This window comes from Methylobacterium sp. (genome assembly GCF_019745455.1).
Classification (GTDB): Bacteria; Pseudomonadota; Alphaproteobacteria; order Rhizobiales; family Beijerinckiaceae; genus Methylobacterium.
Genome location: NZ_JAIETD010000032.1, coordinates 13265 through 33003, shown reverse-complemented (window position 1 = coordinate 33003; position 19739 = coordinate 13265). Strand labels below are relative to the sequence as shown.

At 67.0% G+C, this 19739-nt stretch carries 22 protein-coding genes; 13 read left to right on the top strand and 9 right to left on the bottom strand.

All coding sequences use genetic code 11. The features are described from left to right. Window positions 1-53 precede the first annotated feature (53 nt). Together K2Y56_RS07205 and K2Y56_RS07200 are read right to left on the bottom strand one after the other, a co-directional pair. Window positions 54-1163, bottom strand: a complete 1110-nt coding sequence (locus K2Y56_RS07205; protein WP_292506526.1) for a glycosyltransferase — start codon at window positions 1161-1163, stop codon at window positions 54-56. A 315-nt stretch (window positions 1164-1478) separates the two neighbouring features. Beyond that, the gene (locus tag K2Y56_RS07200; protein ID WP_292506524.1) at window positions 1479-1982 is read right to left on the bottom strand and encodes an META domain-containing protein; all 504 of its coding nucleotides are present in this window, start codon (window positions 1980-1982) and stop codon (window positions 1479-1481) included. Window positions 1983-2253: 271 nt separating this feature from the next. On the opposite strand from K2Y56_RS07200, the gene K2Y56_RS07195 reads away from it, so the two are divergent. Then, complete coding sequence (locus K2Y56_RS07195; RefSeq protein ID WP_292506522.1) at window positions 2254-2574, top strand: XRE family transcriptional regulator; 321 nt, start codon at window positions 2254-2256, stop codon at window positions 2572-2574. A gap of 3 nt (window positions 2575-2577) precedes the next feature. Here K2Y56_RS07195 and K2Y56_RS07190 read toward each other — a convergent pair whose 3' ends face one another. Next, a complete protein-coding gene (locus tag K2Y56_RS07190) occupies window positions 2578-3816 on the bottom strand; it encodes an FAD-dependent oxidoreductase (RefSeq protein ID WP_292506520.1) in 1239 nt (412 codons plus the stop codon). Next, on the bottom strand, window positions 3813-4760 hold the full coding sequence (locus K2Y56_RS07185; protein WP_292506518.1) for a LysR family transcriptional regulator: 948 nt from the start codon (window positions 4758-4760) through the stop codon (window positions 3813-3815). Before K2Y56_RS07185 ends, K2Y56_RS07190 begins: the two co-directional genes overlap by 4 nt. A 192-nt stretch (window positions 4761-4952) precedes the next feature. Between K2Y56_RS07185 and K2Y56_RS07180 the strand changes: the two genes are divergently transcribed. The 5 genes from K2Y56_RS07180 (at window position 4953) to K2Y56_RS07160 (ending at window position 9355) form a co-directional block, all read left to right on the top strand. Then, complete coding sequence (locus tag K2Y56_RS07180) at window positions 4953-6011, top strand: class 1 fructose-bisphosphatase (protein ID WP_292506516.1); 1059 nt, start codon at window positions 4953-4955, stop codon at window positions 6009-6011. Between the two features lie 30 nt (window positions 6012-6041). Next, the gene (locus tag K2Y56_RS07175; protein ID WP_292506514.1) at window positions 6042-6902 is read left to right on the top strand and encodes a phosphoribulokinase; all 861 of its coding nucleotides are present in this window, start codon (window positions 6042-6044) and stop codon (window positions 6900-6902) included. A gap of 28 nt (window positions 6903-6930) precedes the next feature. Next, window positions 6931-7614, top strand: coding sequence for a ribulose-phosphate 3-epimerase (gene rpe, locus K2Y56_RS07170; RefSeq protein WP_292506511.1), 684 nt, complete (start codon window positions 6931-6933; stop codon window positions 7612-7614). Next, window positions 7608-8363, top strand: coding sequence for an HAD-IA family hydrolase (locus K2Y56_RS07165; RefSeq protein WP_292506509.1), 756 nt, complete (start codon window positions 7608-7610; stop codon window positions 8361-8363). Before rpe ends, K2Y56_RS07165 begins: the two co-directional genes overlap by 7 nt. Window positions 8364-8608: 245 nt before the next feature. After that, window positions 8609-9355, top strand: a complete 747-nt coding sequence (locus K2Y56_RS07160; protein ID WP_292506507.1) for a YebC/PmpR family DNA-binding transcriptional regulator — start codon at window positions 8609-8611, stop codon at window positions 9353-9355. Here K2Y56_RS07160 and K2Y56_RS07155 read toward each other — a convergent pair. Beyond that, window positions 9304-9852 (bottom strand): hypothetical protein, encoded by a 549-nt coding sequence (locus tag K2Y56_RS07155; RefSeq protein WP_292506505.1) that lies wholly within the window; start codon window positions 9850-9852, stop codon window positions 9304-9306. The genes K2Y56_RS07160 and K2Y56_RS07155 overlap by 52 nt on opposite strands. Window positions 9853-10131: 279 nt before the next feature. On the opposite strand from K2Y56_RS07155, the gene K2Y56_RS07150 reads away from it, so the two are divergent. From K2Y56_RS07150 to K2Y56_RS07120, 7 genes are all read left to right on the top strand, one after another. Beyond that, a complete protein-coding gene (locus tag K2Y56_RS07150) occupies window positions 10132-10827 on the top strand; it encodes a DsbA family protein (protein WP_292506503.1) in 696 nt (231 codons plus the stop codon). Between the two features lie 264 nt (window positions 10828-11091). Next, complete coding sequence (locus K2Y56_RS07145; RefSeq protein WP_292506501.1) at window positions 11092-11661, top strand: F0F1 ATP synthase subunit delta; 570 nt, start codon at window positions 11092-11094, stop codon at window positions 11659-11661. A 72-nt stretch (window positions 11662-11733) separates the two neighbouring features. Next, the gene (atpA, locus tag K2Y56_RS07140) at window positions 11734-13263 is read left to right on the top strand and encodes a F0F1 ATP synthase subunit alpha (RefSeq protein WP_292506499.1); all 1530 of its coding nucleotides are present in this window, start codon (window positions 11734-11736) and stop codon (window positions 13261-13263) included. 70 nt (window positions 13264-13333) lie between these two features. Beyond that, window positions 13334-14209: a F0F1 ATP synthase subunit gamma gene (locus tag K2Y56_RS07135; protein WP_292506497.1), complete on the top strand. Its 876-nt coding sequence runs from the start codon at window positions 13334-13336 to the stop codon at window positions 14207-14209. A gap of 47 nt (window positions 14210-14256) precedes the next feature. Continuing rightward, window positions 14257-15717: a F0F1 ATP synthase subunit beta gene (gene atpD, locus K2Y56_RS07130; RefSeq protein ID WP_292506495.1), complete on the top strand. Its 1461-nt coding sequence runs from the start codon at window positions 14257-14259 to the stop codon at window positions 15715-15717. A 74-nt stretch (window positions 15718-15791) separates the two neighbouring features. After that, complete coding sequence (gene atpC, locus K2Y56_RS07125; RefSeq protein WP_292506493.1) at window positions 15792-16193, top strand: ATP synthase F1 subunit epsilon; 402 nt, start codon at window positions 15792-15794, stop codon at window positions 16191-16193. Window positions 16194-16431: 238 nt separating this feature from the next. Further along, window positions 16432-16743 (top strand): hypothetical protein, encoded by a 312-nt coding sequence (locus tag K2Y56_RS07120; RefSeq protein ID WP_292506491.1) that lies wholly within the window; start codon window positions 16432-16434, stop codon window positions 16741-16743. 115 nt (window positions 16744-16858) lie between these two features. On the opposite strand, the gene K2Y56_RS07115 is transcribed toward K2Y56_RS07120, so the two are convergent. Genes K2Y56_RS07115 through K2Y56_RS07100 form a run of 4 tightly spaced genes read right to left on the bottom strand, consistent with a single transcriptional unit; the run spans window position 16859 to window position 19644 of the window. Beyond that, window positions 16859-18112, bottom strand: a complete 1254-nt coding sequence (locus tag K2Y56_RS07115; protein WP_292506489.1) for a CCA tRNA nucleotidyltransferase — start codon at window positions 18110-18112, stop codon at window positions 16859-16861. Then, window positions 18109-18366 carry a DUF6111 family protein gene (locus K2Y56_RS07110; RefSeq protein ID WP_292506487.1) on the bottom strand — a complete coding sequence of 86 codons (258 nt, stop codon included), beginning with the start codon at window positions 18364-18366 and terminating at the stop codon, window positions 18109-18111. The genes K2Y56_RS07115 and K2Y56_RS07110 overlap by 4 nt, the downstream gene beginning before the upstream one ends. A gap of 43 nt (window positions 18367-18409) precedes the next feature. Continuing rightward, the gene (locus K2Y56_RS07105) at window positions 18410-19057 is read right to left on the bottom strand and encodes a CoA pyrophosphatase (RefSeq protein ID WP_292506486.1); all 648 of its coding nucleotides are present in this window, start codon (window positions 19055-19057) and stop codon (window positions 18410-18412) included. After that, window positions 19054-19644 (bottom strand): DUF1285 domain-containing protein, encoded by a 591-nt coding sequence (locus tag K2Y56_RS07100; RefSeq protein ID WP_292506484.1) that lies wholly within the window; start codon window positions 19642-19644, stop codon window positions 19054-19056. The genes K2Y56_RS07105 and K2Y56_RS07100 overlap by 4 nt, the downstream gene beginning before the upstream one ends. Between the last annotated feature and the right edge of the window lie 95 nt (window positions 19645-19739).

The following is a 19739-nucleotide window of genomic DNA, read 5'->3' as shown; positions in this document are numbered from 1 at the left end:
GGGGCAGTAGAATGGTCTATTCGCAAACCGGTGGCATAGGAGAAATTTGTTCTTCAGCGGCCGTTCTGCTGACCGTTCAGCACCGCCCCGGCCCCGTTCCATGCGGCCAGGAAGTTGTCGGCCATTGCGGCGACTCCGAAGCGGGTCTCGATCCGAGCCCGTGCAGCCTCGCCGATCCCTCGACGCTCCGCCACCGGCAGGGCAGATAGCTCCAGGATCGCCGCCGCTATGGCAGCAGGATCCTTGGGCGAAACCAAATGGCCGATATCGGAGAGGATCAGCTTCGCATCGCCGACATGCGTCGCCACAGGCACCAGACCAGCCGCCATCCCCTCAGCCAAGGCATTGGAGAAGCCCTCGCCGAAGGCCGAGGTCGAAACCACGACGTCGGCGGCGGCATAAAGCCGATCGAGATCATCGCGCCGGCCGAGGGCGACCGCATTCGGCGGCAGATCAAGCGTCTCGGTCCCGGCACCGGCGAGGAGGAAGCTGACACCGGGCACTCGGCTCGCCGCTTCGAGGAGCGTGACGTGATCCTTCATCGGGTCGAGCCGAGCGGCATGAACCGCGACGATCGAGTTATGAGCGATCCCAAGTTCTGCCCGCATGACGGCGCGGGCCCTGTGGTCGGGCCGGAAGCGGTCCGTATTGATGCCGTTGGGGATCACCGCGAGGCGTTGGGGCCGATAGCCCTGCGCGAGGTGAAAATCGGCGCCGGCCTGGCTGTTCGAGATCACGATTCCAGGCCATCGCGACAGGTATCGGCCGGCGAGGAGCAGTCGGCCGTAGCGAGCATGGTCGATGTCTGAATTGCGCAGACCCCAGGCGAGCAGGGTCGAGGCCGGGGTGCCGGCAAAGCGGTGGCTCACGGCCGAGAGCAGGTCGCCATGGTAGAGCCAGCCCTGCAGCACGGCCGGCCGCAGACGTCGGATCAGAAGGGCGAGCGATACGGCCGAGGTCCCCGCGCCCAGCGGCCCGCGAGGGGCGAGACCATGAACCGGGATACCGGCCGCTTCCAGGACCGCCCGATTCGCACCCCCTTCGGTGAGGGTGACGACGTGCTGCGGAATCCCCCGGGCCTCAAGACTGCGGCAGAGCGCGACCAGCATGGTCTCGGCCCCACCGGTCCGCAAGCCGGAGATGACGTGAAGAACAGGCCGCACTCGTTCAGGCCGCGGCGCCGAGGCACGATTCGGCCGTCAGCGGGCAATCAGGACGGCGACGGTCGCGAAGAGCGGTGTCGCGAGAGCGATCCATGCAGCCGCCCTGTCGAGACCGTGAGCGAACGTATAGCGAAGCTGCTCGCCAGATCCGCCACGCGGTTCCGCACCGCCGCACGACGCCACTCTCACACCCATTGCATGCCTCGACCCAGACAACGGACGCAGTGAGGCGCCGAGTTGGTTGAGGGCCGATGAAGCGGAAACGGCGATCCGCGATCGTCCTAAACGCGGCGTAAACGGCCGCTTTCAGATCGTTCAGAGCGCGCGATCGAAGCGCAGTTCGCCCTTCTGGCTCTTGATCACCAGTTGCGAGCCGACAAGGTCCCATTGGCCCGCGGTGCGCAGAGCGATGAAGAAATCCTGCTCGGAGGCGCCGGTGCCCTTGTCGCAGGGCTTCTTGGTCAGCGCGAGCGGGCCGACGGCGAGTTGCTGGTCGCGTAGGGGAAAGGCGGTGGCCGCGAACGTGTTGCATCCGCCATAGCCGCGGGCACGGTACTGCTTGTCGATGACGAAGCTCGGCCGGTCGGCGCCATTGAACGGCTTGCCGTTGAGACTGACCGCGGTCCAGGTCGAATCGAGCGGGAAGATCTTCTCTTGCGGCTTGGCCGCCGGAATGTATTGCTTCTGCTCTTTCTTTTCCCGGTTCTCCTTGCCGAAGCCGGTGACGTTGTTGCCCATCTGCGCCTGGGCCGCGGTGGCGGCCAGAAGGGTCGTGCCGATGACGGCGGAAGCCGCGGCGGCGATCAGCGTTGCTCTCATTGGTCGGCCTCCCCTGGCGCCATCATCACGTCGATCGTCCTGGGATCGGCTCCAGAGCTTCGTCAGGACGGTGCTGCCCATCCGATAAGATTCCAGCGCAAATATGGTCAAGACCGCAGCCGATGCTTTTCTGGACTGTCCCGTGCGGAAGCGAAATTCCAGGCTCCAGCCTCGGGAATTCGGCCCCAGCGGCGCGTAAATCGTGGATCGCCTGAACGATCTTGCCTTCGTCCGGTTGTAGATCCCAGAGAACGCGAGAGGAGACGGCGGCGTGGCGGGATCTGACGAGAGCGGACAGGATGGCATGGCGCCGGCTTCCATGAGCCCGGCGCAGTCCCGCGCGGCTCGAGCTCTGCTGGGCTGGTCGCAGGGCGACCTCGCCGCCAAGGTCGGGTTCGGCGAGGCTGACGTGAAGGCTTTTGAGGACGGGTTCGGCGATCCAGCGACGGGGCAGGTAGAGGCCCTCCGCAGCGCCCTGATCATGGCGGGCGTCCTGTTCAGCGAGGATGGCGGCGAGGGTGTCACGTTGAGCCGCCGCGGCCGCGACGAGGGAACCCGCGCCGACGACCTGACCACCGAGAACGATCGCTGACCGCTATCCGCCCTTGGCCAGGGCCTTGAGATCGAAGCCGGCGTCCGCTGCCTGATCGGGGGACAGGGTAAGGCCGAGGGTGAGGATGCGCCGTGCTGCCATGTGGTCGGCCGCACGATCGACCGACTCGACTGCGCAGAGGCGCCCCTCTCGATAGCGGAAGGCGGAAAAGCCGGAACCGGCATCCCGAACCACCGTGAGGTCGGAGGGTGCGGCAAGCCCGGCGATCTGAAGCTTGTGCGGCCCCTGATCGCTCCAGAACCACGGTACGGCGTCGTAGGATGCGGCGCGACCGGCAAGTCGCGCAGCGAGGCAGCGGCCCTGGTCGATCGCGTTCTGCACCGACTCGATACGCACGCGGTTCCCGCCGGACAGGCCCTCGGCGAAGCGGGTCGGGAAGCGCGCGCAATCGCCGAGAGCCGAGATGGCCGTATCGGAGGTGGCAAGGACCTCGTCGACGACGATGCCGTCGGCGGTGTCGAGGCCGGCCTCCGCTGCAAGTTCCTGGTTCGGCACGACGCCGATGCCGACGAGGACGAGGTCGGCGGCAAGTTCGCTGCCGTCGGCGAGCCTCAGCGAGGAAACTCGTCCGTCGGTCCCGTGGATGGCGGCGAGCCCGGCGCCAAGGACAAAGCGCACGCCAGCCTTCTCGTGCGCGGCGAGGAAGAATGCCGACGTCCTGGTCGAGACAGCGCGAGCCATCGGCCGGTCGGCGGCTTCGATGACGGTAACGTCGAGGCCGCGGGCGGCGCAGACGGCGGCAAACTCGAGCCCGATGAAGCCGGCCCCGACGATGACCACCGAACGCGCCGCCGAAAGACCGGATTGAAGCACATCGGCGTCGGCGAGGGATCGAAGCTGATGGACTCCCGCGAGATCGGCGCCCTCCACCTTGAGCGCACGGTTGCGCGATCCCGTGGCGATGATGAGATGATCGTAGGGGAGGGCCGATCCGTCCTCCAATCGGACGCTTCGTGCCGCGCGGTCGATGGCGACGGCGCTGATCGGGCCTCGGTGTTCGATCCGATGATCGGCGTAGTAGCCCGCCGCCCTCAGGAAAAGGCCGGCGGCATCGAGCTTGCCTGCCAGATAGGCCTTCGACAGGGGCGGGCGCTGGTACGGCAGGTTCGGTTCGTCGCCAATGAGGGTGATGGGGTCGGTGAAGCCAGCGTCCCGTAAGGAGGCTGCGACCTGGAATCCCGCCTGTCCCGCACCCACGATGATGATGCCGGCTGCGCTCACCTCTCGAACTCCGACGGCGCGCGTCCTGCCGAGGTATCGAGGGTCGGCAACCAGCGCGCGCCCTCCTTCACCACGAAATCGCGGCAGGCGGCGGCGGGGCCCAGAACCTTGTCGGCCCGGCGCACCACGTACCAGTCGCGCCGGATCGGCAGCCCGTGAACGTCGAGGAGGATCAGACGGCCGCTGGCGACCTCGGCCGCCACCGTGTGGCCGGAGATCAGAGCGATTCCGAGGCCAGCCATCACCGCCTGCTTGATGGTCTCGTTCGAGGCCGCATCGATCCCGAGCCTAGCGCGCTTGATCATCACGCCGGACATGAACTCCTCGAACACGGTGCGGGTGCCCGAGCCCTCTTCGCGGACGAGGAACGACTGCTCGGAAAGGTCCGCTCGCGTCAGGCCGGAGCGCCCGGCCAGGGTGTGGCCGGGTTGGGCCACGAGGACGAGGGGATGCGCCCCGAAGGTCTCCGCCTCGATGGCGAAATCGCGAGGCGGCCGACCCATGATGGCGAAATCGATGGCGTAGTTGCGCAGCGCCTCGACCGTGTCGCCGCGGTTGCCGACGGCGAGGTTGATCTCCACGGCCGGGTTCTGTGCGCAAAAGGCGGCGATAATCTGGGGTGTGAAATACTTGGCGGTGGAAACGACTCCCATGGCGACGCGCCCGCCGCCGCCGCCCTTGAGGATCTCGATCTTCTCGGCACAGGTCTCGAGAACGGTGTTGATGCTGTCGATCGCCCACAGCATCTCGCGGCCCGCATCGGTCGGCTTCAGGCCGGTGGGCGTCCGATCGAACAGGAGAAGGCCCGCCTCCTCCTCAAGTTGGCGGATGCGTGCATAGAGGGCGGCCGAGGTGACGTTGAGCTCCTGCGCCGCGCGCGTCATGGTGCCGAGCCGCGATACGGCGGCGACTGCCTGGAGCTGTTTCAGTGAGAGGTTGCGCATTCGGCGGTTCTAGTTTTTTTAGGAGGCCCCGCAAGTTTTTTCAGAATTCCTTCGGGTCAGGGTTTGCCTGTCGCGGGGTGCCGGTTAAGCCGGCCAGGACGTCGAAGCGGCGGAGACGGCGCGGCCGGGTTCTTGACGGGGCCGCGAACCGGGCGTTTCTCCGGCCGCAACAGGGTGAGGGAACGAGAACTGATGTCGGCAGCACCTCTGGAATTCGGCGCCCATCTCGATGCGGGCCTGGCGCAGGCCGTTGCGACGGATGCCCGGCTTGCCGACGTCGCAGCCGTCATCACGGCCTGCGCGGCGGCGGCGATCGATGTCAGCGCGGTAATCGGCCGCGGTGCCCTCGGCGGCGACCTTGGAGCTCAAGGCGAACACAACAGCGACGGCGACGTCCAGAAGGCCCTCGACGTCCTTGCCCACGAGCGCTTCACAGAGGCGCTCCGGTCAGTGCCCGTGGCAGAGGTCGCGTCCGAGGAGGCCGAGGGCGTCATGGTGCTCAATCCCGGCGCACCGCTCGCGGTCGCCATCGATCCCCTCGACGGCTCATCGAATATCGGGGTCAACATGGCGGTGGGCACCATCTTCGGCATCCGCCCGGCGGTCGTGCGGGATGGCGACCCGATCGCCTCCTTTACCGATCCCGGCACGGTCCAGCTGGCGGCCGGCTTCGTCACCTACGGCCCGGCCACCTCCCTGGTCGTGACCATGGGCGCCGGTACTCAGATCTACACCCTCGACCGCGAGGCCGGCGCCTTCCGCCTGACCCATCCGCAGCTGGAGATTCCGGCGCAGAGCAACGAATACGCGATCAACGCCTCCAATGCCCGTCACTGGGACAGTCCGGTGAAGGCCTATATCGAGGATTGCCTGCGCGGAAAGGAGGGCCCGCGCGACCGAGACTGCAACATGCGGTGGCTCGGCTCGCTGGTGGCGGACGCCCAGCGCGTCTTGATGCGCGGCGGGATCTTCCTCTATCCGGGGGACAACCGGAAGGGCTACGCGCAGGGGCGCCTGCGTCTCCTTTACGAAGCCGCCCCCGTGGCGATGCTCATCGAGCAGGCGGGCGGCGGCGCCACCGACGGCGAGCGCCGCATCCTCGACATCGCGGCGACGTCGGTCCACGAGCGGGTTCCGCTGGTGTTCGGCTCGGCCGAGGAGGTCACCACCGTGGCAACCTATTTCAACGGCCGAAATCCGGCCGCGGGCCGCTCGCCGCTGTTCGGCCAGCGCGGCCTGATCCGGAACTGAGGACCGGCGGGAGGCGGGTTCGGGAGCACGATGTCGGCGCGTCATCCCATCATCTCGGTAACCGGCTCCTCGGGCTCCGGCACAACCTCGGTGCGCAACACCTTCGAGCAGATTTTTCGGCGCGAGGATGTCAGTGCCGTCTACATCGAAGGCGATGCCTTCCACGCCCTCGACCGCATCGCCATGCGCAAGGCGATGGCCGAGGAGCCAACGCTGAGCCACTTCGCGCCGCGGGCGAACCTGTTGCCGGAGCTCGAGGAGGTATTCCGGACCTACGGCGAGTCGGGCAGCGGCCGCACCCGGCACTATGTCCACGATGCGGCGGCGGCGGAGTGCTACGGAACTCCTCCGGGCACCTTCACGCCGTGGGAGGAGTTCCCGCCTGCCTCCGACCTCCTGTTCTACGAGGGGCTGCACGGGTGCGTCGTCACCGAGGCCATCGACATCGCCCGCTATGCCGACCTGAAGATCGGGGTCGTGCCGGTGATCAACCTCGAATGGATCCAGAAGCTGCACCGGGACCGCTCGTTCCGCGGCTATTCCACCGAGGCCGTCACCGACGTCATCCTGCGGCGGATGCCCGACTACGTGCAGACGATCTGCCCGCAATTCTCCTGGACCGACATCAATTTCCAGCGCGTGCCGACGGTCGACACCTCGAACCCCTTCATCGCCCGCTGGATTCCCACGGCCGACGAATCCCTCGTGGTGATCCGCTTCAAGGATCCGCGCGGGATCGACTTCGCCTACCTCATCTCGATGATCGACGGCAGCTTCATGAGCCGCGCCAACTCCATCGTCATTCCGGGCGGAAAGCTCGACTTGGCGATGCAGCTCATCCTGACGCCGATCATCATGCAACTCGTGGAGCGCAAGCGCCGCATGGCGTGAAGCCGACGCTGACCTAACTGAGGCTTCCATGACCGGCCTGATCATCGCTCCCTCGATCCTGTCCGCCGACTTTTCCAAGCTCGGCGAGGAAGTCCGCGCCGTGGACGAGGCCGGGGCCGACTGGATTCATCTCGACGTGATGGACGGGCATTTCGTGCCCAACCTCACCTTCGGGCCCGGCGTGGTGAAGGCCCTGCGCCCGCACAGCCGGAAGCCCTTCGACGTCCACCTGATGATCGCCCCGGTCGACCCCTATCTCGCCGCGTTCGCGGATGCCGGGGCCGACGCGATCTCAGTCCATGTCGAGGCCGGCCCGCATGTCCATCGCTCGCTTCAGACGATCCGAGCCCTCGGCAAGCGCGCCGGCATCGCACTCAATCCCGGCACCCCGGCCGCGATGGTCGAGCCGCTCATCGACCTGCTCGACCTCGTCATCGTCATGACGGTCAATCCGGGTTTCGGCGGCCAGAGCTTCATCCCCTCGACGCTCGAGACGGTGGCGCGGGTTCGGGCGATGGCGGCGGGCCGGGACATCGACATCGAGGTCGATGGCGGGATCACGGCCGAGACGGTCGGTCTCGCGGCCGCCGCCGGCGCCAACGCCTTCGTCGCCGGCAATGCCGTCTTCAGTGCCGGGCCTGCGGGCTATGCGGATCGCATCGCCGGAATACGGGCGGGTGCCCAGGACCATTCCGGCACGCTGTCATGCTGAAGGCGCTGATCTTCGACGTCGACGGGACTCTTGCCGAGACCGAAGACCTGCATCGCCAGGCCTTCAATCGCGCCTTCTCGGAGATGGGCCTTGGCTGGACATGGTCGCCTGCGGCCTATTCCGATCTCCTCAAGGTCATGGGCGGCAAGGAGCGGCTCGCCCACTACGTCGAGACCGAGCATGCGGCCGAGGCCGGCGAGATCCGCCCGCTGATGCCCGAGATCCATCAGCGCAAGACCCGGCTCTACGGCGATCTCGTCGAAGCCGGGCAACTGGCCCTGCGCCCCGGCATCGCTCGGCTCATCGCCGAGGCGAAGGTGTCGGGCGTGCGTCTGGCCGTGGCGACCACCACGAGCCGCCCGAACGTCGATCGCCTGCTCGCCGTCAACTTTCGCCAGGATCCCGAGAGTGTCTTCGACGTCATCGCATCCGGCGACGAGGCTGCGCGCAAGAAGCCGGCCTCCGACGTGTTCGATCTGGCCCTCGCGCGCCTCGGCGTCGCACCGTCCGAGGCCATCGCCTTCGAGGATTCGGCAGCCGGCATCCGCTCAGCCCGCGATGCCGGCCTGCCCGTCATCGCCACGCGCAGTCGCTATACCGAGAGTCACAGGCTGGAGGGCGCGTTCTCGGCGATCTCCGATCTCGGCGAGCCCGGAGATCCGCACCGCCATATCGACGGCGTTGCCTGGCCGGGAGGGGTCGTCACCCTGAGGGCTCTTCAGGCGTGGCACGCGGCTCAGGCGGGTTGATCGGCCGGCCAGGGCCGTGGGCCTTCCTCGGGAACAGGACCGCACCTGCAAGCACCCCAACAGCCGCGGCGAGGCCCAGCTTGATCCAGTCCGCTATGCGATCCTCCTTCACCCGAACCATCCTTCGCGTTGCCTCTGCGCCGGGACCCGGCCTATAACCCGCGCCATCCCCAACGTGGCGGCGTCGAGGAAGGGTCCTGCCGGGCCGCGATCCTCCGTCGCGAGCGAGTTTTTAAGGTCACGCCATGGCCGGCCATTCCCAGTTCAAGAACATCATGCACCGCAAGGGCCGCGTCGACGCGGTCCGCTCGAAACTCTTCGGCAAGCTCGCCCGTGAGATCACGGTGGCGGCGAAACTCGGCTTGCCGGACCCGGCGATGAACGCGCGGCTTCGCGCCGCCATCATCGCGGCCCGCGCCGAGAACGTGCCCAAGGACAATATCGACCGCGCCATCAAGAAGGCGAGCGGGGCCGATGCCGAGAGCTACGACGAGGTCCGCTACGAAGGCTACGGCCCTGGCGGCGCCGCGCTCATCGTCGAGGCCCAGACCGACAACCGCAACCGCACCGCCAGCGACGTGCGCTCGGCCTTCACCAAGTCCGGCGGCAACATGGCCGAGACCGGCGCGGTCTCTTTCCTGTTCGACCATGTCGGGCTGATCGCGTTCCCGCCCGAGGTCGCCGATGCCGACACGATGCTGGAGGCGGCGATCGAGGCCGGCGCCGACGACGTCCGCTCGGACGATGAGGGCCATGAGGTCATCTGCGCACAGGAAGCCTTCGGCGAGGTCGCCAAGGCCTTGGAGGCCCGCTTCGGCGAGCCGCGCCGCACCGGCCTGATCTGGAAGGCGCAGGCTCCGATCATGGTCGACGACGAGACCGGCGAGAAGCTGATCCGCCTCGTCGAGGTCATCGAGGACCAGGACGACGTCCAGAACGTCTACGTCAACTTCACGCTCTCGGACGCGCTGGTGGCGAAGCTCGAAGGCTGAGCAGGGCTAGAAGGCTGACCGCGGGCTTGGCGCCGCGTGAGGCGCGGACGCCAGACTCCGAGCACGACATTGGCCGTCGAGACCGCGAGCAGCAGCCAGAGCGTGCCGCGCTCCCCGGAGAGAGAGAGGCCGAGTTCCGCCGGATTGCCATGTCCAGCGAGAGCCTGGGCGGCGAGTTCCGCCTCCTGCTGCATCGTTCCCTGGATGTGGACGAGGCCGCCCTCGAACATCAGGATACCGGTGGCGAGCTTGAGCCAGGCCCAGCCGGCATTGTGAAAGGCGCGCTGGGCGATCGCCAGCAGGCCGGCGAGCAAAGTCAGCGTGAGCGAGGGCAGGAAGACATATGTCGACACCGCGACCATGGCGCTGCGCATCAGGGCGTACCCGGAGAGCGAATCCGGCCCGGGCGTGACGCTGAGCATCACGACGAGCGACGCCATCGCCCCCATGAGCCCGACGGACCCCATCGTGTGCAGGAATTTCAGGAGGCGTCGCACGACGACCCCGTGACCGATCGCAGAAGCATGCCCGACGCTATCTCAAGTGCGGCCAAGTGGGTAGCCGGCCTCGCCGCAAAGCCTCGTGATGGGCGCTCCCTGCGCCTCCACTGCCGCGCAGGCAGCGCCGGGGGGCATGGCCCAGGACCACGCAAGGAGACCGTGAGGACGACAGGCGTCCGGGCCGGGACGGCCGTCAACGCCTGTCACTAGCCCCGTCCATTCCCAGCTCGTAGAAGACACCGCGGCCGCTTCCCGGCCCTGGAACCGTGGCGTCTCATGGGTATCGAACGACGGCAGTATCTCGTCCTCTCGGCAGGGCTGGGGGTATTCCTGGGCGCCTCCGGGTTGGCACTGGCGCAAGGCTACGGCCAGGCCTTCGCCGTTAAGAACGACGACGACCGACCGGTCGCCAACATGCGGCTGCCCGGCGAGATCGTCGGCGAGATCCAGGCGTTGCGCGGCGTCACCTATGTCGGGCCGCGCGAAGCGGAGGTCACGCTCTACGAGTTCTTCGACTACAATTGCCCGTATTGCCGGAAAGCGGCGGCCGACCTCGTCTCTCTCTCCGCTGCCGATCCGACCTTGAGGATCGGCCTCATCAACAATCCGATTCTTTCGATCCAGTCGGCCCAGGCTGCGAAAGTGGCCCTTGCCGTCCAGCGCCGGCTCGGCTCCGAGGCGGCGTGGCGACTCTATCAGGACATGCTCAGCAAGCCGGGTCGGATCGACGGACCTTCGGCCCTCGCCGCAGCGGTCAAGCTCGGCCTGCCGGCGGCGGAGATCGAGAGCATCGGGGACAGCGAGGAGGTGCGCCTCGCTCTCAAGAGTCAGATGCGGATGGCGGCCGATCTCGGTCTCGTGGCGACGCCGTCCTACGTACTCGGCAATACCGGTCTCCTCGGCCACCCCGGTCCGAAGGCGATGGCCAAGATGGTCGCCGCTCAGCGACGGTGCGACCGGATCGCCTGTTGAGGTTCTGATGATCCCGCTGCGGTAGCGACACGATTTCGCCGCACGCATGATCCGTCATGCCGGCAGGATCGTTCCCGCATAGCTCCTCAAGCCTCGCCTTGCGTCGCCCATGACCGCATGGTAGGGCGACGCCGCCTCGGTAGAGGGGGTTTCCCGCCCTCTTAGGTCCGAGACGTTCCCATTGCCGACGTTTCCTGATCCGCCGCCGAAATGAGGCGAAATGCGGTCGGAACGCGCGGTTCGGATTGAAGAGAGAGCGGCCGCGTGGCGCAGAACGGTTCCGAGGCGAGTTCCCCGGTTGCAGGCGTAGCTGCACGCTACGCTTCGGCCCTGTTCGATTTGGCTCGGGATGAGCGTCAGGTCGATGCCGTCGCAGAGGGTCTGGAGCGGTTCGACGCGCTGCTCAAGGAGAGCGCCGATCTCACGCGCCTCGTGCGCAGCCCGGTCTTCTCCGGCGAGGAGCAGGCCGCCGCCATCGGTGCCGTCCTCGACCGTGCCGGCATCACCGGTCTGGCGGCAAACTTCATCAAGCTCTCGGCCTCCAATCGGCGCCTGTTCGCCCTGCCGGACATGATCCGCGCCTTCCGCGTTCTCGTGCGCGAATCCAAGGGCATCGTGCGCGCCGAGGTTCGCGTCGCCGAGCGCCCGTCGGATGCCGTGATCGAGGAGATCAAGGCCTCCCTGCGCGACGTCGCCAAGTCCGAGATCGACCTCGACCTCCATGTCGACCCGAGCCTGATCGGCGGTCTCGTCGTGAAGATCGGCAGCCGCATGGTCGATGCGTCGCTGCGGACCAAGCTCAACGGAATTCGTCTCGCGATGCGGGAAGCCTGAGGGTCCGGGCTCCGTGGGAGCTCGATCCGTCCCGTCATCACACACCCATTTCTCGTTTGAAGAGGCCTAACGATGGACATCCGCGCTGCCGAGATCTCCGCGATCCTGAAAGAGCAGATCAAGAATTTCGGTGAGGAGGCCACCGTCACCGAGGTCGGCCAGGTCCTCTCGGTCGGCGACGGCATCGCCCGCGCCTACGGCCTCGACAGCGTCCAGGCCGGCGAGATGGTCGAGTTCGAGTCGGGCGTCCGCGGCATGGCGCTGAACCTCGAGCAGGACAACGTCGGCATCGTGATCTTCGGCTCCGATCGCGACATCAAGGAAGGCCAGACCGTCAAGCGCACCGGCGCCATCGTGGACGTGCCGGTCGGCAAGGCCCTCCTCGGCCGCGTTGTCGACGGTCTCGGCAACCCGATCGACGGCAAGGGCCCGATCGCCACGACCGAGCGCCGCCGCGTCGACGTGAAGGCGCCGGGCATCATCCCGCGGAAGTCGGTGCACGAGCCGATGGCCACCGGCCTCAAGGCCATCGACGCGCTCATCCCCGTCGGCCGTGGCCAGCGCGAGCTGATCATCGGCGACCGCCAGACCGGCAAGACCGCCATCGCCCTCGACACCATCCTCAACCAGAAGGCCGCCCATGCCGGCACGGACGAGGGCGCCAAGCTCTACTGCGTCTACGTCGCCATCGGCCAGAAGCGCTCGACCGTGGCGCAGTTCGTGAAGGTGCTGGAGGATAACGGCGCCCTCGAATACTCCATCATCATCGCCGCCACCGCCTCCGACGCCGCGCCGATGCAGTTCATCGCGCCCTTCGCCGGCTGCGCCATGGGCGAGTATTTCCGCGATAACGGCATGCACGCCGTGATCGTCTACGACGATCTCTCGAAGCAGGCCGTCGCCTACCGCCAGATGTCGCTGCTCCTGCGCCGTCCGCCCGGCCGCGAGGCTTATCCTGGCGACGTGTTCTACCTGCACAGCCGCCTGCTCGAGCGCGCCGCAAAGATGGGCGACGCCGCCGGCAACGGCTCGCTGACCGCGCTGCCGGTCATCGAGACCCAGGCCAACGACGTCTCGGCCTACATCCCGACCAACGTTATCTCGATCACCGACGGCCAGATCTTCTTCGAGACCGACCTGTTCTACCAGGGCATCCGCCCTGCCGTGAACGTCGGCCTCTCGGTCTCGCGGGTTGGTTCTTCCGCGCAGACCAAGGCGATGAAGAAGGTCGCCGGCAAGATCAAGGGCGAGCTCGCGCAGTACCGCGAGATGGCTGCCTTCGCGCAGTTCGGCTCGGATCTCGACGCCTCGACGCAGAAGCTCCTGAACCGCGGTTCGCGGCTCACCGAGCTCCTGAAGCAGCCGCAATTCTCGCCGCTGAAGATGGAAGAGCAGGTCGCGGTGATCTATGCCGGCGTCAACGGCTACCTTGATGCCCTGCCGGTCGCCAAGATCCGCGCCTTCGAGGATGCGCTGCTCTCGACCCTCCGCACCAAGCACGCCGATCTCCTCACCACGATCCGCGATTCGAAGGACCTGTCGGATGCCAGCGCCGGTACTCTGAAGGGCGCCATCGAGGGCGTCCTCAAGTCGGTGAAGTAAGGAGCATACCCTCCCCGAAAGGGGAGGGGAGCCTGCCAGGTCGAACCGAGACGGATCCGAAAGTCAGCCGATGCCGAGTTTGAAGGACCTGCGTAACCGCATCACGTCGGTGAAGGGCACGCAGAAGATCACCAAGGCGATGCAGATGGTCGCCGCGGCCAAGCTTCGGCGCGCCCAGAACGCGGCCGAGGGCGACCGCCCCTATGCCGAGAAGATGGCGCAGGTGCTCGGCAACCTGGCCGCCAACCTCGTCGGCGGCGTGCAGGGCCCGCGGCTGCTCTCGGGCACCGGTTCGGAGCAGACCCATCTCCTCGTGGTCTGCACGGCCGACCGCGGCCTCTGTGGCGCCTTCAACTCCTCGATCGGGCGCCTCGCCCGCGACCATGCCCGCCGGCTGATGGCCGAGGGCAAGACCGTGAAGATCATCACGGTCGGCAAGAAGGGCAACGACCTCCTCCGCCGCGTCTTCAAGGACCAGATCATCGAGGCCCGCGACATCCGCGGCACCAAGCCGGTGGATTACGAGTTCGCCTCCGAGATCGCCGACATGATCATCGCGCGCTTCGAGGCCGGCGAGTTCGACGTCGCGACCCTGTTCTACTCACGGTTCCGCTCGGTGATCTCGCAGATCCCCACGGCGCAGAAGCTGATCCCGGCCGAGCTGCCCGCGACCGGGGCCACCGCTCCGGACGCGGCTCTCGAGTTCGAACCGAACGAGGAAGCGATCCTCGACACGCTGCTGCCGCGCAACCTCACCGTCCAGGTGTTCCGCGCGCTCCTCGAGAACGCCGCCTCCGAGCAGGGCGCGCGCATGGGCGCCATGGATTCCGCCACGCGCAATGCGGGCGAGATGATCAAGAAGCAGACGCAGATCTACAACCGGACGCGTCAGGCCATGATCACCAAGGAACTCATCGAAATCATCTCGGGCGCGGAAGCTCTCTAACCAGACCTTCGGCGCTCTGATCCCCATCTGATCGTAAGGACTCCATCATGGCGAATACCGCTTTCCCCGGCGCCGGCTCCAACAAGGTCGGCCGCATCACCCAGGTCATCGGCCCGGTGGTCGATGTCCATTTCGACGGCCACCTGCCCGAGATCCTGAATGCGCTGGAGACCAAGAACAACGGCGCCCGCCTCGTCCTCGAAGTCGCTCAGCAGCTCGGCGAGAACACCGTCCGCTGCGTCGCGATGGACACCTCGGAAGGCCTCGTGCGCGGCCAGGACGTCCACGATACGGGCGAGGCCATCAAGGTGCCCGTCGGCTTCAACACCCTCGGCCGCATCATGAACGTCATCGGTGAGCCGATCGACGAGGCCGGCCCGATCGAGTCGGAGTCGCTCCGCGCCATCCACCAGCCGGCCCCGGCCTATTCCGAGCAGTCGACGGAATCGCAGATCCTCGTCACCGGCATCAAGGTGGTGGATCTCCTCGCCCCATACGCCAAGGGCGGAAAGATCGGCCTGTTCGGCGGCGCCGGCGTCGGCAAGACTGTGCTGATCATGGAGCTGATCAACAACATCGCGAAGGTCCACTCGGGCTACTCGGTCTTCGCCGGCGTCGGCGAGCGCACTCGCGAGGGCAACGATCTCTACCACGAGATGATCGAGTCGAAGGTGAACATGGACCCCAAGGAGAACAACGGCTCCGCGGAAGGCTCCAAGTGCGCCCTGGTCTACGGCCAGATGAACGAGTCCCCCGGCGCCCGCTCGCGCGTCGCGCTCACCGGCCTGACCATCGCTGAGGATTTCCGCGACAAGGGCCAGGACGTGCTGTTCTTCGTGGACAACATCTTCCGCTTCACCCAGGCCGGCTCGGAAGTGTCCGCTCTCCTCGGCCGCATCCCGTCGGCGGTGGGCTATCAGCCGACGCTCGCCACTGACATGGGCGCGCTGCAGGAGCGCATCACCACGACCAACAAGGGCTCGATCACCTCGGTGCAGGCCATCTACGTCCCGGCCGACGATCTGACCGACCCGGCGCCCGCCACCTCCTTCGCCCACCTCGACGCCACGACCGTGCTGTCGCGCTCGATCGCCGAGAAGGGCATCTACCCGGCGGTGGACCCCCTCGACTCGACCTCGCGCATGCTCAACCCGGTCGTGCTCGGCGAGGAGCATTACGACGTCGCCCGCCGCGTCCAGCAGACCCTGCAGCGTTACAAGGCGCTCCAGGACATCATCGCGATCCTCGGGATGGACGAGCTCTCGGAAGAGGACAAGCTGACCGTGGCGCGCGCCCGCAAGATCGAACGCTTCTTCTCGCAGCCCTTCTCGGTCGCCGAGGTCTTCACCGGCTCGCCGGGCATCCAGGTCCCGCTCGCGGACACGATCAAGGGCTTCAAGGGCCTCGTGAACGGCGATTACGACGACCTCCCGGAGGCCGCCTTCTACATGGTCGGCACGATCGAGGATGCCAAGGAAAAGGCCAAGAAGCTCGCGGCTTCGGCCTGAGCCTTACCGGGTGCCCGGCCGATACGGTCGGGCACCCATCGACATGACACGCAGAAACCTGGGTTCCCGACGCCATGGCCACCTTCCAGTTCGACTTCGTCGGCCCCGAGCGGACCCTGTATTCGGGCCAGATCGAGGCCGTGCAGCTCCCGGGTGTCGAGGGCGAGATGACCGTCCTGCCCGGCCACGCCCCGGTTCTGACCGCGCTCAAGGTCGGGGTCATCGTCATCAACGAGGCCGGGCACAACGGCAAGCGCGTGCTCGTGCGCGGCGGTTTTGCCGATATCGGGCCGACCTCGGTCACCGTCATCGCCGAGCGGGCGAACCCGTTCGAGGAGATCAGCCCCGCCTCCATCGACGCGGATATCGAGGCTCTCCAGCTCCAGCGCGACGCGACGACGGATTTTGCCAAGCGTGAGGAGATCGACGGCCAGATCGTCCAGCTTCAGGACGCGAAGGTCGCGCTGAGCTTCTGATCCGCGCGGGGCATGCACTGAACGAGTTGGTGATCGCGGCGGCCTCTGGCCGCCGTTTTCGTTTGCAACCCTTGCCGCCGCGTCCGAACTCCTCCAGCGTGCGGCGGTCAAGCTTCGGCGAATGGGAATATGACGCCCGGTTTGATGATCTGACGTCCTGAAAATAACGTCAGCCGGGAAGATCGAACGAAGTTCCCTTCAACGCGTTTCTCGTTTCGAATCAGGGAGAACACCGAACATGAAGTCGATTTGCGCAATCGCGATTGTGGGCTTGAGCCTTACCGCGACCCTCGCCACTGCCGTGGCTCAACCCTATGGCGGCTACGGGAGAGATCGCGATTACGGTTATGACGATCGCGGCCGCGGCAGGGACCGTGGCTATGACGACGATCGCGGTCGCGGCGGGGGCCGTGAATATGGTTTCGACGCGCGCGAGTATCTGCGTTGCAATCCTGACGTCCGCCGCGCGGTCGAGCGGGGCCAGATGGAATCGGCTGCCGCGCATTACCGCGTCTTCGGCCGCCGCGAGGGCCGGCGTCTGAGCTGCTGACGAGAGCGTTCGCGGACCTTCAGAGGCCTTCTCGTACCCTTCTGGGTCTATCGAAACGTTGAAGTAGACAAGGTCCGGGACAAGCTGGGTTCAACCGGGACCCTGCTCCCCGGACCTATTTCGTGCGTGCGGCATTCATCGCGATTTCGATCAGCGCCTCGATGGCCGATGGGTCATCCGAGCAGCCGCGTTCGAGCCAGTATGCCCGCGCAGCGTCCAGACCGCGGCCGACCGCTGGACCCGGCGTTATGCCGTTTGAGGCGAGATCCGCCCCCGTGAGGGGAAAGGTCGGCCGCTGGGCTCGGCCAGCTCCGACAGCTTCCAAGAAGACGCCAGCGTCTTCCGCGATCGGGGGGCTCTGGCTGGGATCCATCGACGCGAGGGCAGTCATAAGCGCTTCTGGATCATGATCCGCAGTAAGGGTGCGCATCGTGCCCAGATCGATGGGCTTTCGTCTGTCCAGGCTCTCCCAGGCGAGCGCGTAGGACGACAGTGCAGCCGCCTCGGCCTTCGAGAGGCGCAGGGCCGGCTGAAGCCGTACAACGTCCGCCTTTGAGCGGACGGCCAAAGCCGCAAGCCGCGCTACGTCCCCCGCCTGTGGCCTCGCCCCGATCAGGCGTCCGAGGCGTGAAAGGTCGGTCGGGCCACCGATGAGCCGTGGGAGGATGCCGACTTCGTCCATCACGGCGAGGGCTTCGGCTACGCCCGGCGCCACCAGAAGCTTCAGGAGTTCCGTCCGGACCCGCTCGCGGGAAAGGCCGTCGATCATGTGTTGCGCGGCGATACAGGCCGAAAGTCCGGCGGCGTCCGGTTCGGCGAGCCCATAGCGCGCATGGAACCGGAAGAAGCGGAGGATGCGCAAGGCGTCCTCCTGGATGCGGGTCGCGGCGTCGCCAATGAAGCGGACGCGGCCATCGCCCAGGTCCCTCACACCGCCAGCGGTGTCGTGGACCTGTCCGCTCGGATCGAGCGAAAGCGCATTGATGGTGAAATCGCGCCGCTCGGCGTCGCGAACGAAGTCGCGGCCGAAGCGGACGACGGCGTGGCGCCCGTCGGTCTCGATATCCTCGCGCAGGGTCGTCACCTCGAAGGGCGTTCGTGCGACCAGGACCGTGACGGTGCCGTGATCGAAGCCTGTCGGGATCGCCCTCAGGCCGGCCTTGATGGCGAGGGACAGGGTCTGCGCAGGCTCGAGGGTCGTCGCCAGATCGATATCGGAGGAATTTCGGCCAAGGAGGGCGTCGCGAACGCAGCCGCCGACGAGTCGCGTCTCCTCGTCGGGGGCAGCGAGGGAGGCGAGGACCGTCTGCACGTCGTCGCGCCGCAGCAGCCGCGCAGGCCCGTCGTCATCGAGCCCGCGCGACGTCACTGAAAAGTGCCCGGGACCACGCGCCCGTTTTCGAGCCGCGGCGGCGTGTAGCCGCTGCGATGGCGCTCGCCGAAAAGGCCGATGGCGACGAGGGACAGGATCACGAGGGCGACGCTCGCCATGGTGAGGCGGAACACCGAGGCTTCCCAGTGTTCGCGGCGATGCGGGTTGCGCCCGACGGCGAGGAGATAGCCGTAGAACAGGAACCAAGGCAGCAGAAAGATCAGGGTTTCTTGCAGGATGGTGCGGATCATGGTGCTTTCGGGAGACCGTATTGGGAGCTTGGCACGGCTCCGGCTACAGACATAGTCGTTCGTAGAGATTGCGCACGATCCCTGCGGTCACACCCCAGATCAGCCGACCTTCGTGGGTGATGGCATAGTAGCACCGGGTCCGGCCGCGCCAGATTCCCGAGCTGAGGCTATGGCCGTCCGGGTCCATCAGGACGGGCAGGGGCACCTCGAACACTTCGGCCACCTCGGTCGGGTTTAGGGCGAGGCTGACCGGCTCCTCCAGGAGCCCGACCACGGGCACCACGAGGAAGCCGGTGGCCGACAGGTAGGAGTCGAGGTAACCGAGCAACCTCACCCGCGCCGGGTCGAGGCCGATCTCCTCATTGGCCTCTCGCAGGGCCGCACCGGCAGGACCCGGATCGGCAGCGTCGATCTTGCCTCCGGGAAACGAGATCTGCCCGGAATGGTCGCGAAGGCTCGCGCTGCGCAGGTTGAAGAGCATCGCGAGCCCATCCTCACGGGCGACCACCGGCACCAGCACCGCTGCGTGGCGATGTGGGCCGGGAGGCGCTATGGCGACGCCCTCATCGTCGAGATCGTGGTCGCCGCGGGGATTGGAGGTGGGATCGTCAGGGCCCGGCGAGATCGTCGACAGGCGGTCGGCGGCCCTGTCCAGGAAAGCCTGGAGGTTGCCGAAGGGGCCCCCGCTCAAGCGTCGGCCGCGGGCGCGATGCGGTGGAAGGTGCCTCCCGCCGCGATGCCGAACCAAGGATCTCCGTCGACGATCCGCTCCTCGCCCATCTCGACGAGGTCATAGGTGAGCGCCCGCGTTACCCGAGCCCAAAGGCCGCGACGGACGTGGAGATAGGGCTTGAGACCGCCGTCCTCGCCTTCCTCGAAGCGCAGGCCATGCTCCGCATCGACGGACACGACGTCGTCCACATTGGTGCGGAACACGATCCGCCTGTCGCCCCCCGCACCCTCGACAGCCATGCCCACGGCGAGGAAGGGCGCGTCCTCGACGACGATGCCGACCTTCTCGGCAGGCGTCACCAGCACGATCCCGCCGTCCTCCTCGCGCCGCATGATCGAGGCGAACAGCTTGACGAGTGCCGGGCGACGGATCGGTGCCCCGTCATGGAACCACGTCCCATCCGCAGCGATCCGCATGTCGATCGAACCGCAATGGGTCGGGTTCCAGCGCTCCACCGGAGGGATGCCTCGCCCCGCTTCGGCACCGAGGGCGGCGGTGAGACGGTCGAGGACGAGATCGGGGGAGGGGGGAGTGGTCTCGGTCATGGAGCTTCAGATAGCGCCCGCACGGCATCCGGAACAGGCTTGTCTCAAAGGCGTGCCGGCGGACGATTCCGCCTGCGGCGTCGCGCCGACCTTGC